The sequence below is a fragment of the Virgibacillus sp. MSJ-26 genome (assembly GCF_018918075.1).
Classification (GTDB): domain Bacteria; phylum Bacillota; class Bacilli; order Bacillales; family Amphibacillaceae; genus MSJ-26.
In genome coordinates this window covers 41,487-54,698 of the sequence record NZ_JAHLPW010000004.1, presented here as the reverse complement: position 1 = coordinate 54,698, position 13,212 = coordinate 41,487, and the positions used below count along the sequence as shown (strand labels likewise).

Here is a 13,212-nt window from a genome sequence, read left to right as displayed (position 1 = left end):
TTTTAGCTAAACGATTAAAAAATTAAATTTTTTTAACTATTTTAAAAAAGCTCTTTACAAAACTATTAAAAAAATTGTATACTCTATAATATACTTCTATAAGTAATTACAAATTAAGGGGGATATTTCAACATGAGAAGGAAATGGACATTGCTTTTAGCGCTAGGTCTATTACTTAGCTTATTTTTAGTAGCTTGTGGCGGTAACGATGACGCTGCTGACAATGCAGGTGATTCAGAAGGGAATGACGACGCTACTGAATCAGAAGAGAATTCTTCAGACGAAAATGTTCTGAATTTTACTAATGGAGACCAAATACCGACAATGGATTCTTCAATGGCAACTGATGAATATGCGTTCCAATTCCTCGGTGCTACAATGGAGGGTCTTTATCGTTTAGGTGAAGACGGAGAGCCTGTTGAAGGAATTGCAGAAGACCATGAAGAGAGTGAAGACGGACTTACATGGACTTTCGATTTACGTGATGATGCAGAATGGTCCAATGGAGAGCCGGTTACAGCACATGACTTTGTTTATGCATGGCAGAGAGCTGTTGACCCTGATACAGGATCAGAGTATGGCCCATATATGATGGAAGGCGTTATTAAAAATGCAAGTGAAGTTAGTAGTGGTGACAAAGATGTTGATGAACTAGGTGTTAAAGCAGAGGACGATCATACATTAGTTGTAGAACTAGAAGCTCCAGTTGCATACTTTGAGTCATTAACAACATTCGGTACGTTCTTACCTATGAATGAAGAGTTTGTCGAAGAACAAGGTGATAGCTACGCACAAGACTCGGATTCATTATTATACAATGGTCCATTTGTAATGGATGATTGGGAGAGTACGAGTGACTCTTGGAATCTCGTGAAAAACGAAGACTACTGGGATGCAGATACTGTAGAGCTTGAAAAAATGACATATGAAGTTGTAAAAGATCCACAAACAGCTGTTGACCTATATGAATCTGGAAAAGTTGATCGTGCTGGACTTTCATCTGACCTTGTAGATGCTTATTCTACACATGATGACTATGAAACTGTCCCACAAACTTCTGTATTTCATATAAAAATGAATCAAACAAGAAATGAAGCACTTGAAAACACAAATATCCGTGCAGCTATTGCTCGTGCTTTTGACAAGCAAGCAATGGTTGATGAAATTTTAAATAACGGATCCACTGTCTCTAACGGATTAATTCCGAAAGAATTTGTAAACATGCCTGACAGTGGTGAAGATTTCCGTGATGTCAATGGTGACATGATTGAATATAACGTAGATGAAGCTAAAGAGTATTGGGAAAAAGGGTTAGAAGAATTAGGAACAGATTCGATTGAACTAGAATTCCTTGCAGGTGATAGTGAAACTGCAAAAACATCGAACGAGTACCTTGTAAATCAGTTGGAATCAAATCTAGAAGGTTTAGATCTAACTTTAAAACAAGTTCCTTTTGAACAACTTATAGACTTACAGACAGATATGGATTATGATCTACTTCTCACTGGATGGGGACCGGATTATTTAGATCCATACACTTTCTTAAGCCTATGGGTAACTGACGGTGGAAATAACGAAATGGGTTATTCTAATGAAGAATATGATGAACTACTAGAAGAAACTATGAGTGGTGACATTGCAAATGACAATGATGCACGCTATGAGAACTTCTTAGAAGCTGAAAAGATACTATTTGAAGATGCGGCTATCGCACCTGTTTACCAAAAATCTCTAGCATTACTTGTTTCACCAAAAGTTGAAGGCGTATTTGTGAATCCATTTGGCCCAACTTATGAATACAAATGGTCAAGTGTTGGTTCAGAAGAATAAATTTCATTTGAAATGAAATAAATATGCTAGTCACTTTTTTGCAAGAGAGTGTATGACCCTAAGGCATATACTCTCTTTTGTAATTTCTGGAAATTAACTTACTATACTGAAAACTTTCGAGTTTTTTCTACACTGAACGACAGACACACATAGGAGGTGCACATATGGCCCGTTACTTATTAAAGCGTGTTATATATATGCTAATCACATTATTTATCATTGCCACCATTTCATTCTTTTTAATGAAAATGCTTCCTGGTAGCCCACTAAGTGCTGCCGATAAATTGAGCCCAGAGCAACGAGAAGTCGTAATGGATAAATATAATTTAAACGATCCCGTCCCTGTGCAATATGTAAGATATTTGGCAAATCTCGCGCAAGGAGATCTAGGTTTATCTTTTGCTTTTGATAATACACCTGTAAGTAAAATATTAATGGATCGTATTGGTCCTTCTGCCCAACTGGGTGCTCAAGCATTAATTTTTGGGACCATTTTGGGAATCTTGTTCGGTCTGATTGCGGCTATTTCTCATAATGGGGTATTGGATTACACTTCTACAATCATAGCTGTTTTAGGTACATCTATTCCTTCGTTTGTGTTTGCAGGATTGCTTCAAAAATTCCTAGCCGTAGAGTGGGATTTATTTCCGGTAGCTTTATGGGGATCATTCTCTCATACTATTTTGCCCACTATCGCTTTAATGATTTTTCCATTGGCCACAGCAGCACGTTTTACTAGAACAGAAATGATAGAGGTCTTAGGCTCTGATTTTATAGAAACAGCTAGAGCTAAAGGGATTAGTGAATACGGGATAATATTTAAACATGGACTCAGAAATGCGTTGATTCCATTAGTAACAGTGATGGGACCAATGGCTGTCAGTCTTATGACGGGTACATTGGTTATTGAACAAATTTTTGCTGTACCTGGTATAGGTAAGCAATTCGTAGATTCTGTCATGGTTAACGATCCTCCTACAATTATGGGCACGACACTTTTATTTGCCTTTTTGTTTGTTGCCATTATCCTGATAATCGATCTCCTTTATGTAATTATCGATCCTAGAATAAGGCTGTCAGGAGGGAAATAATTAAAATGGACAAAAACAATAAAGTACCAAAAGATCTGCTTGTTCCAATGGAAAGAAAAGAAGATGAAAGTGAAAAAATATCTGGACCAAGTAGAACATTTATGCAAGATGCCAGAAGAACATTTTTCAAAAACATAGTAGCCATGATATCGGTTGTTCTCATGCTATTTATTGGTATTATGAGTATTTTTGGTCCTGGAATGAATGAGCATGGACTCGATGATCAGGACCTATCTCGTGCAAAAATGCCTCCATATGTATCAGCCTTGAAAAATATACCCTGGTTAGGATTTGACGGAACATTAAAAGGTAAGTACCGCGGGGCGGATGTTGAAGAAGCCACACAAAATGCATATGCCAGATATAGTAATAACGATGATTTTATCGATATTAAAGTACTGGACGAAGGTGATGGCACGAAAGATTCCGCGGTAGTAAAGGCAAAGTACCATGTTTATGAAGCTAAAGATATGACAGATGAGTATTTTTGGCTTGGAACAGATACACTTGGACGTGACCAGTGGACAAGATTATGGTTAGGTACGAGAGTTTCTTTGATTATTGCTCTTGTAGCTGCAGTAATTGATCTGTTTATTGGTGTCGTTTATGGTGGAGTTTCCGCTTATTACGGTGGAAGAGTAGATAACGTGATGCAACGAATTTTAGAAATACTCATTGGAATACCGAACCTTGTTGTGATTGTACTCATGATCCTGATTTTAAAACCAGGTATAACCTCCATTGTCCTGGCGTTAACCATCACCGGTTGGACCGGAATGGCGAGGATTGTAAGGGGAGAGGTTTTAAAGTTAAAGGAACAGGAATTTATCTTAGCTGCGCGAACGCTGGGTACTCCGGATCGACGGATTATTGGTAAGCATTTAATACCTAATATTAGTGGTATTATCATTATTAACACGATGTTTACAATTCCTAGTGCTATCTTTTTTGAAGCCTTCTTAAGCTTTATTGGGCTTGGACTAGTTCCACCTGAGGCCTCACTTGGTACATTAGTGAATGCAGGCTTTGAAAACATCAGATTATATCCCTATTTATTAGTGTTTCCAGCAGCATTGATTTCAATTATTATGATTGCATTCAATTTAATTGGTGATGGTTTACGAGATGCATTTGATCCGAAAATGCATAAATAATAAGGTAGGTGCTTTTAAATGAGTAAATTATTAGAAGTGAAAGATCTTAGAGTATCATTTAACACCTACAACGGTGAAGTACAAGCTGTTCGGGGTGTGAATTTTGAATTAAATAAAGGTGAGACCTTAGCTATAGTTGGTGAATCGGGATCAGGAAAATCAGTGACATCCAAGTCACTGATGCAACTTCTCCCTGCCCCACAAGGATTTATAAAATCTGGTGAAATACTATTTGAAGGCCAGGATATTACGAAATTATCAAATAGAGCGATGCAAAAGATTCGCGGTAGTGAAATTTCTATGATTTTTCAAGACCCTATGTCTTCATTAAATCCGACCATGAAAGTTGGCAGGCAGATTATGGAGGGATTAATAAAACACCAAGGGCTCAGCAAAACAAACGCGAAGAATAAATCGCTAGAATTGCTCAAATTAGTTGGTATACCAAATCCTGAAGTTAGAATGACTCAGTATCCACACCAATTTTCTGGTGGGATGCGTCAACGTGTTGTTATTGCTATTGCTTTGGCATGTAATCCAAAGGTTCTCATTGCAGATGAACCGACAACAGCGTTAGACGTAACAATCCAAGCGCAAATCTTAGAATTAATGAAAGGTATTCAAGACGAAACCGATAGTGCAATTATGTTTATTACACATGATCTTGGAGTCGTTGCGAACGTTGCGGATAGAGTAGCTGTCATGTATGCAGGGAAAATAGTTGAAGTTGGTACAACGGATGATATTTTTTATAATGCTAAACATCCATATACATGGGGGCTTTTAGGGTCGATGCCAACACTAGACGACGACGAGGAAGAGTTATTTGCAATACCAGGAAGTCCTCCTGATATGCTTAATCCGCCAAAAGGTGATGCGTTTGCACCAAGAAATGAATTTGCACTTGAAATAGATAAAGTGATGGAGCCACCGATGTTTAAAGTATCGGATACACATTATGCTGCGACATGGCTATTACATGAAGATGCACCACATATTGAGCCACCAGAAGCTGTAAAGCGCCGTATGCAAGGTTTTTCCAATACGGGTTCAAAGGATGATAAGAAAAAATGACACAAGAAAAATTATTAGAAGTAAAGAATCTAAAAAAACACTTTCCAGTAGGACGAAAAGAAGTTGTTACAGCAGTGGACGGCGTCTCCTTTGATATCCATAAAGGTGAAACATTTGGTTTAGTAGGAGAGTCTGGTTGTGGAAAATCCACGACTGGTCGAACTATTATCCGGTTATATGATGCAACCAGCGGAGAAGTTAAATTTAATGGGGAAGACGTTCACGGCAAAAAATCCAAAAAAGAATTACTAAAATTTAATCGTAAAATGCAAATGATTTTCCAAGATCCATCTTCATCACTTAATCCTCGTATGAATGTTATGGATATCATTGCAGAAGGATTGGACGTGCATCATCTTGTTAATAATGATAAGGAAAGAAGAGCACGAGTTGAAGAATTACTTGAAATTGTAGGCTTAAACAAAGAGCATGCCACTCGCTTTCCACATGAATTCAGTGGTGGACAAAGACAGAGAATTGGAATTGCACGTGCTTTAGCTGTAGAGCCTGAATTCATTATTGCAGATGAGCCAATTTCCGCTCTTGATGTGTCAATCCAAGCTCAAGTCATTAATTTGTTAAAACAACTTCAGAGAGACCAAGGTCTAACATACCTATTTATTGCTCACGATCTCTCTATGGTTAAATATATTAGTGACCGGATTGGAGTCATGTACTTCGGTAATTTAGTAGAGCTTGCAGATAGTGACGAACTTTATCACAATCCAATTCATCCGTATACACAGTCATTATTGTCGGCGATTCCATTGCCGGATCCACAATATGAACGTGCAAGGAAGAGAATGCATTATGACCCCACTATACATGACACAAGCGGACCGATGGAATTTAGAGAAGTAAAACCTGGTCACTGGGTGCGTTGTACGGAAAAAGAACTTGAACAATACAAAAAGCAGTTAAAAAATTAAATATGAAAAACTGTTCGAAACAATTCAAGAGAAATTAAAACCCCGGTTAGTCGACTAAATTCATAAGTCCCTAACAGGGGTTTTATATTTTTAAAGTTTAAATATAGTTGAAGTATTAACTGATTTAATCTATGACATTGAGTGCGTCTTTCGTCCAGAGAATTCATATCTATACCACGTGACAAACAGAATGGTGCCACTGATAATGAGCAATGCACTTGTGACATAAAAAACTGATGAAAATCCAAACATGCCAGAAAGCATACCTCCGAGTGCCGGTCCGATAATATTACCTAAAAATCGTAAACTTGTGTTATACCCAAGCACCTCGCCCTGCATAGAAAGCGGTGCTTCATGTCTTATATAGGCAACCCTTAATGGTACGATTCCGCCGATGGCAATACCTAGCAAGAAACGAATGCTGACGAGTTGCCAAATGTTTGTGACAAAAGCTGCTGGTAGATAGACGATTCCAGCCATAAATAATAAACCAATTAATATTTTAATATACCCAATTCGGTCACCTAATTTACCTAGTCGCCGGGTCATTAATAAGTTACCTAACCCTGCAGCTGAAAAGGCTATTCCCGAAAAGAATGCAATATTAGCTGTTCCGTGAATTTCACCTACATATAATGAAAGAATGGGTTGGACGCTGAAATGTGCCAACTGGATTAGTGTTGATAGCAACAGTACAATTAATAGTACTGGATGCCTTACAATATGCAAGATAACTTCCTTGCTTGAATACAGTTTATTAGCTTCCTCGGAGGTTGTTTTCAATTTCATTTCTTTAATGCCAAACATGACAATAAATGCTGAAAGAATAACTGTAATGGATGTTAATTGAAAAGTTGCTCCATAGCCAAAGATATCTGCCATAACGCCTCCAAACAAGGGACCCATTAAGTTACCAGTAATGCTTCCTGTTTGCAAAGTACCGAGAACTTTACCTGCAACATTTTCTGGTGTTTGTGTTGCGATGAGTGCCTGTGACATGGGGATGAAACCGGTAAAAACCCCCATCAATAAACGCAAAATAAAAAGCTGCCAAACAGATGTGGCAAACCCCATTAAAAAGATAGAAATACCAAGACCTGTGGCAAAAAAGATTAATAATTTTTTTCTCCCATACTTATCACCGATTCGACCCCAAATGGGAGCAAATAAAAAAGCAGCGACAAAAGTAATCCCAAATGTCCAACCTGCCCAATTTTGTACATATACATCAGAAAAGTTTCCAAACGTCTCGATAAATAAAGAGATAAATGGTAAAATCATCGTCATACTACTTGCAATAAAAAAGTTTGCAAACCACATGATGACCAGATTACGCTTAACTCCTATTTCATCATAACTAATAAAAATACGCCTTCTTTCTTATTGTGAAATTATTTCGATAAGCTAAATATATCGTACTTTTAAAGCAAGTTAAAGCTTTGTGCTCAAGGAAAACGCTTCCTTTTAAAAAAGATTAAAATGGTATAATAGATGTTCATATGCGTGAAAAAAAGGTATACTATAATAAATGAAATAAGTCTGCTGGTACAAGCATAAGCTATTGAATAAGAAGTCTATTTAAAAGGAGTAATCTATATGAAACGATTAATAAAACAAATACTGATGTTGACGGTGATTCTCGGCTTGGTCCTAGGAATAAGTCAGCCTGCATTTGCCGTTCAAGAAGATTCAGCGGTAAGTGAAACAATTGTTGTCTACGGTGATGCACTAACAGCTGATCAAAAAGAGCAAACACGCCGATTGTTAGAAGTGTCAGATCCAGATGATGTCAAGGAATACACGGTCACAGGAGAAGATATAGCTAATTATATTAATGGTGACCCAAATTCCAACATGTATTCATCGGCAAAAATTACAAGGCAAAAAGAAGGTGAAGGGCTGACAATTAATATTGTTACCCCTGACAATATCACTGAAGTGACCAGTGAAATGTATGCAAACGCCCTATTGACTGCTGGAGTGGAAGATGCAACTGTAGACGTCGCTTCTCCCGTTAAAGTAACGGGATCATCTGCACTATCCGGAATTTATAAAGCGTATGATGAAGAAGGCGTTGAACTTGATAAAGAACGGATGGAACTTGCAAATGAGGAACTCGATGTTGCTACAGAACTATCAGATAAAGAAGGTATGGATGAGAATAAAGTCAGTGAATTATTAACTGAGATAAAAAAAGAAATTGCCGAGCAAGATCCAGCCACGAAAGAAGATGTGGAGCGCATTGTAAAAGAACAATTGGACAAATTAGAAGTATCATTAAGTGAGGAAGACAGACAATTACTCATCAACCTATTTGAAAAAATGAAAGACTTAAATATTGATTTTGATAAGGTGAAAGATCAGTTGAATGACATTGCCTCTAAAGTTCAAGAAAAATTTGGTGATATATTAGAAGATGAAAGTTTCTGGGAAAAGGTTGAAGACTTTTTCCAACGATTGATTAGTTTCTTTAAAAATTTATTTAATTAAACAATTTATAATGCGTAACTCTTAAACAGATATAAATAGCAAAGATGCCTTTTATATCTGTTTTTTTATAGTTAAGGAACTATAACATTAAAACTCCTGTGGATAACTTTATACTGAAATTGGCCTTGTCTAGCTTCAGCGCCCAGCAACAAGCAGGCAAGTTTTGGCATTAAAAACTTGCGAGACTTCCTTCACCTCATGATACGATAAGTCAACATCGGCTCAAAACAATACAGAAGGCCGACTAAGTTCAGCCTTTGCGGCTAACGTCAGCATACCCCTTTTGCAGGGGCATGTTTCCTTCATCTCCTATGTAATGAATGGTCAATTAAAACCGATGCTCCTGGGCATCAACATTGACCCACCTCGCTTGGCGAGGCGCAGTCCGTACGTTGCTAAACGGGCGCCCCGCGCTTTTGTTCTACATAATTAAGGACTATTACAATTATTCAAGTCATATGTATTCGATAAATCAAGTCAAATATGCAAATTATTAAAAAATTTAATAAAAATTCAAAAAAGCCCTTGTTAAATTTCAGAAAATAATATATAATTTAAAAAACCGCATAAATATTACATTTCGATTACATAGGTATAAAAAGTATGTAAAAGGGGTATATTATAAAGTTACATAATATTAGTTTTTTGAATATTTTATTTTTGAAGGCTTTTTTGAAAAAGTGGTGGTTAATAGGTATACCAACTAGACTGCCACTTTCTTAATAAAGACTTATCAGTATAAAAGGCCCAATGCAGAATGCAGATAAAAATCAGACAAAGTCGTAAGGGGGATTAATTTGTCTAACGAATTGCTTCAAATTAAAAATTTAAAAACGTCATTTAGGATTGGGGATGACTATTACGCGGCAGTTGATGATGTCCATCTAACATTAAACAAAAATGAGACGTTAGCTATAGTCGGTGAATCGGGCTGTGGAAAAAGTGCTTTAGCTTTTTCTGTTATGGGACTTCACAACCGCGCAAAAATTGAAGGTAATATTTTGTTCAAAGATCAAGATATAGTCAACATATCATCTAACAATTTGAATAAGTTACGTGGCAAAGATATGGCGATGATTTTCCAAGATCCTCTAACAGCTTTAAATCCTTTGATGATGATTGGAGACCAAATAGGAGAAACAATTTTCCTACACGACAACCTTACAAAAGATCAGCGAAAAGCAAAGGTTATTGATCTGTTAAATAAGGTTGGGATACCACGTGCAGAACACACATATACTCAATACCCACATGAACTGTCTGGTGGTATGCGCCAACGTGTCATCATTGCAATGGCGATTGCGAATGATCCAGAATTATTAATTGCTGATGAACCTACAACAGCACTTGATGCAACGATTCAATCTCAAATTCTCGGTCTAATAAATGAATTAAAACAAGACATGCATGCTGGGATAATCTTAATTACCCATGATTTAGGCGTAGTAGCTGAGATGGCTGACCGTGTAGCTGTGATGTATGCTGGAGAGATTGTGGAAATTACCGATGTATTGACTTTATTTGAAGATCCTTTGCACCCTTACACAAAATCACTTTTAAATTCTATGCCGACTTCAGTTCAAGCAAAAGAAAAACTACATGTTATTCAAGGTATAGTTCCTTCCTTACAGCATCTGCCAAGAACAGGCTGCCGTTTTAGTGCAAGGATACCATGGGTACCTGAATCTGAACATGAGGAACACCCACAGCTTCATGAGGTAAGACCGGGACATTTCGTAAGATGTACGTGTTATAAGAGCTTTGAATTTCCGGAAGCTCATAAGGAGGAACAGCGTCATGGCATTTCTTGAAATTAAAGACCTAAAAGTTCATTTTCCAATTAAAGGTGGTATTTTCGGGAGGACTGTGGACCATATCAAAGCAGTGGATGGCGTTTCCCTCGCAGTGGAAAAAGGAATGACTTATGGACTTGTTGGAGAATCAGGATCTGGAAAAACGACAACTGGACGTGCGGTTCTTGGGTTGAATAAAGTGACGGATGGAAAAATCATATACAATGGGCGGGATATCACTTCATTACGAGGTTCCAAATTAGACTACAGGAAAGATATTCAAATGATTTTTCAGGATCCATATTCATCTCTTAATCCTAAAAAGCGCGTTCTCGATATCGTTTCGGAACCTCTTAAAAATTATGAAAAACTCTCAAGACAGGAAATAAAAAAGCGTGTTCAGGAGTTACTTGAACTCGTCGGATTAAGTCCTGAGAGTATTGTAAAATATCCACATCAATTTTCAGGTGGACAAAGGCAACGTATTGGAGTGGCCAGAGCCATTGCCTTGAAGCCAAAAATAATTATAGCTGATGAGCCTGTTTCAGCCCTAGATGTTTCGGTTCAAGCACAAGTCTTAAACTTTATGCAAGATATTCAATCTGAGCTTGATCTAACTTATATTTTTATTAGCCATGATTTAGGAGTTATTAAACATATGTGTGATCATATTGGCATTATGTATCGCGGTAGATATGTGGAAGAAGGGACAACCGAAGCAATTTTTAATGATCCCCAACATATTTATACAAAACGTCTTGTTGCTGCTATTCCTGATATTAACCCGCGTAACCGTGAAAAACAGCTTCACTTTCGTCAAGAAGTCGAAACCGAATACGAGCAGTCGTATAACGATTACTTTGATGAGGATGGCTTAGCTTTTCAATTACAGACTATTTCAGATAAACATTCAGTAGCTTTGCCGGAAAGGAGTTGACGATATGTGGAAATTTACAGTACGACGTATGTTAATCATGATACCGCAACTTATTCTGTTAAGCCTTTTGATTTTTATAATGGCCCAGATGATGCCAGGAGATGCTTTAACAGGATTAATTGATCCAAGTGTTGATCCAGAAACCATTGAACAACAGCGGGAGAAACTGGGCCTTAATGAACCATGGCATGTTCAATATGCTGATTGGGTGTCTGGTGCAGTGCAAGGAGATTTTGGTCAATCGTTTCGTTTTAAAATGCCGGTAACGGATTTAATGATGGAACGAATGATTAATACATTTTGGCTTTCGTTAGTAACATTAATTATAACGTATATTATTTCCATTCCATTAGGAATTACAAGTGGTCGTTATAACGATACATGGGCAGATCAGGCAATTACAAGTTATACGTACATAGGTTTTGCAACACCTCTATTTATTTTTGCTTTAGTAATGCTTTGGATATTTGGATTTTATTTCGGATGGTTCCCTACTGGTGGAAGTGTAAAACCGGGTCTAGAGCCGGGAACATTTGAATATATTCTTAGCAGGTTTAATCATTTGCTATTACCAGCCATATCCATGTCATTGATTGCTACTGTAAGTACTGTCCAATACCTTAGAAATGACATTATTGATACGAAACAAAAGGATTTTATTATTACTGCTAGATCGAAAGGAGCACCGGAATCAAGAGTCTATAATCGACATATATTAAGAAATTCATTGCTTCCGATTGCTGCATTTTTTGGCTATGAACTAACAGGTCTTATTGGTGGAACGGTATTTGTGGAAACTATTTTCAGTTATCCGGGAATGGGGCAACTGTTTATAGAATCAATTACATTACGTGATTACAGTGTCGTTACAGCTACAACATTATTGTTCGGTGTAGCGGCAGTACTAGGAACGCTAATTTCTGATATTATCTTAAGTATTGTTGATCCACGTATTCGTATTAAATAAGAACTTGATAGACTCTGAGGTGATTTAGATGGAAGTAAATAATATGGAAATGGAAGCTAAAACGCAAGAATCAAGTCAAAGTCCATCTGGTTTAATTATTCTTTGGCGTGAGATTGTTCGAGATAAGCTAGCGCTTGTATCTCTTATTTTTCTTGTACTTATTACGACTTTTGTTTATGGGATAGCTTTATTCCTTGATCAAAGTGAAATTATTAAAGTTGATTTATTCGCCATACATGAACCACCTTCAAAAGAATTTTGGTTAGGAACGGATTATGGTGGAAGGGATGTTTTTGGACAATTAATTATTGGAACAAGGAACTCTTTATCAATTGGTATACTCGTAACCTTGATGACGGGCGTTATAGCAATCGTATTCGGTTTAGTGGCCGGTTATTTTGGTGGAGCGGTTGATAATATATTAATGCGTATTTTAGATTTCTTTATGGTTTTGCCATTTTTGATGATTGTTATTGTATTTGTTTCTATTGTCCCGAAATACAGTATATTATCGTTTTCGTTAATTATGACAGCATTTTTATGGATGGGAAAGGCACGGTTGTTTCGGGCCAAAGCATTGCAAGAATCTGAACTGGATTATGTTCAAGCAGCTAGAACATTAGGAACTCCAAGTATTAAGATTATGTTTACACATGTTTTTCCAAATATATATTCCATTATTATTGTGGCGATGACATTAGCTCTGGCGAATAATATCGGTCTGGAATCAGGCTTGTCATTTTTAGGCTTTGGATTTCCAGAAAGCACTCCGAGTCTCGGAACATTGATGAGTTATGCAAGAAATCCACAAACCTTAGAATATAGATGGTGGATTTGGTTACCTGCAGCTATTCTTATCCTCTTAATCATGTTAAGTATTCGTAATGTTGGCGAGGCACTAAAACGTGCAACTGATGCTAGGCAGCGAAGAGGATAATGAGAATTAG

At 37.1% G+C, this 13,212-nt stretch carries 11 protein-coding genes; 10 read left to right on the top strand and 1 reads right to left on the bottom strand.

Annotated features, from left to right (window positions below; translation table 11 throughout):
* Positions 1 to 132 precede the first annotated feature (132 nt).
* The 5 genes from KQI49_RS04175 to KQI49_RS04155 all read left to right on the top strand — a co-directional run bounded on the left by KQI49_RS04175 (position 133) and on the right by KQI49_RS04155 (position 6,078).
* Positions 133 to 1,830, top strand: a complete 1,698-nt coding sequence (locus tag KQI49_RS04175) for a peptide ABC transporter substrate-binding protein (RefSeq protein WP_216487105.1) — start codon at positions 133 to 135, stop codon at positions 1,828 to 1,830.
* A 164-nt stretch (positions 1,831 to 1,994) separates the two neighbouring features.
* Positions 1,995 to 2,921, top strand: coding sequence for an oligopeptide ABC transporter permease (gene opp3b / locus KQI49_RS04170; RefSeq protein WP_216487104.1), 927 nt, complete (start codon positions 1,995 to 1,997; stop codon positions 2,919 to 2,921).
* Positions 2,922 to 2,926: 5 nt separating this feature from the next.
* The gene (gene opp3C, locus KQI49_RS04165) at positions 2,927 to 4,075 is read left to right on the top strand and encodes an oligopeptide ABC transporter permease (protein WP_216487103.1); all 1,149 of its coding nucleotides are present in this window, start codon (positions 2,927 to 2,929) and stop codon (positions 4,073 to 4,075) included.
* An 18-nt stretch (positions 4,076 to 4,093) separates the two neighbouring features.
* Complete coding sequence (locus KQI49_RS04160) at positions 4,094 to 5,149, top strand: ABC transporter ATP-binding protein (protein WP_216487102.1); 1,056 nt, start codon at positions 4,094 to 4,096, stop codon at positions 5,147 to 5,149.
* Positions 5,146 to 6,078, top strand: a complete 933-nt coding sequence (locus KQI49_RS04155) for an ABC transporter ATP-binding protein (protein ID WP_216487101.1) — start codon at positions 5,146 to 5,148, stop codon at positions 6,076 to 6,078. The genes KQI49_RS04160 and KQI49_RS04155 overlap by 4 nt, the downstream gene beginning before the upstream one ends.
* A gap of 129 nt (positions 6,079 to 6,207) precedes the next feature.
* Here the strand turns inward: KQI49_RS04155 and KQI49_RS04150 are convergent, their stop codons facing one another.
* Positions 6,208 to 7,359, bottom strand: a complete 1,152-nt coding sequence (locus KQI49_RS04150; RefSeq protein ID WP_371817517.1) for an MFS transporter — start codon at positions 7,357 to 7,359, stop codon at positions 6,208 to 6,210.
* Between the two features lie 315 nt (positions 7,360 to 7,674).
* Between KQI49_RS04150 and KQI49_RS04145 the strand changes: the two genes are divergently transcribed.
* The 5 genes from KQI49_RS04145 (at position 7,675) to KQI49_RS04125 (ending at position 13,202) form a co-directional block, all read left to right on the top strand.
* Positions 7,675 to 8,568, top strand: coding sequence for a DUF1002 domain-containing protein (locus tag KQI49_RS04145; RefSeq protein ID WP_216487099.1), 894 nt, complete (start codon positions 7,675 to 7,677; stop codon positions 8,566 to 8,568).
* Positions 8,569 to 9,365: 797 nt separating this feature from the next.
* Positions 9,366 to 10,379 carry an ABC transporter ATP-binding protein gene (locus tag KQI49_RS04140; protein ID WP_216487098.1) on the top strand — a complete coding sequence of 338 codons (1,014 nt, stop codon included), beginning with the start codon at positions 9,366 to 9,368 and terminating at the stop codon, positions 10,377 to 10,379.
* Positions 10,366 to 11,298 (top strand): ABC transporter ATP-binding protein, encoded by a 933-nt coding sequence (locus tag KQI49_RS04135; protein ID WP_216487097.1) that lies wholly within the window; start codon positions 10,366 to 10,368, stop codon positions 11,296 to 11,298. Before KQI49_RS04140 ends, KQI49_RS04135 begins: the two co-directional genes overlap by 14 nt.
* A 4-nt stretch (positions 11,299 to 11,302) precedes the next feature.
* Positions 11,303 to 12,265, top strand: a complete 963-nt coding sequence (gene opp4B, locus KQI49_RS04130) for an oligopeptide ABC transporter permease (RefSeq protein WP_216487096.1) — start codon at positions 11,303 to 11,305, stop codon at positions 12,263 to 12,265.
* 28 nt (positions 12,266 to 12,293) lie between these two features.
* The gene (locus KQI49_RS04125; RefSeq protein ID WP_216487095.1) at positions 12,294 to 13,202 is read left to right on the top strand and encodes an ABC transporter permease; all 909 of its coding nucleotides are present in this window, start codon (positions 12,294 to 12,296) and stop codon (positions 13,200 to 13,202) included.
* Positions 13,203 to 13,212: the final 10 nt, after the last annotated feature.

Coding starts and splice junctions, on each gene's coding strand:
- opp4B (WP_216487096.1), top strand. CDS start 11,303: ATGTGGAAATTTACAGTACGACGTATGTTAATCATGATACCGCAACTT.
- opp3b (WP_216487104.1), top strand. CDS start 1,995: ATGGCCCGTTACTTATTAAAGCGTGTTATATATATGCTAATCACATTA.
- opp3C (WP_216487103.1), top strand. CDS start 2,927: ATGGACAAAAACAATAAAGTACCAAAAGATCTGCTTGTTCCAATGGAA.
- KQI49_RS04135 (WP_216487097.1), top strand. CDS start 10,366: ATGGCATTTCTTGAAATTAAAGACCTAAAAGTTCATTTTCCAATTAAA.
- KQI49_RS04125 (WP_216487095.1), top strand. CDS start 12,294: ATGGAAGTAAATAATATGGAAATGGAAGCTAAAACGCAAGAATCAAGT.
- KQI49_RS04155 (WP_216487101.1), top strand. CDS start 5,146: ATGACACAAGAAAAATTATTAGAAGTAAAGAATCTAAAAAAACACTTT.
- KQI49_RS04145 (WP_216487099.1), top strand. CDS start 7,675: ATGAAACGATTAATAAAACAAATACTGATGTTGACGGTGATTCTCGGC.
- KQI49_RS04175 (WP_216487105.1), top strand. CDS start 133: ATGAGAAGGAAATGGACATTGCTTTTAGCGCTAGGTCTATTACTTAGC.
- KQI49_RS04150 (WP_371817517.1), bottom strand. CDS start 7,359: ATGATTTTACCATTTATCTCTTTATTTATCGAGACGTTTGGAAACTTT.
- KQI49_RS04160 (WP_216487102.1), top strand. CDS start 4,094: ATGAGTAAATTATTAGAAGTGAAAGATCTTAGAGTATCATTTAACACC.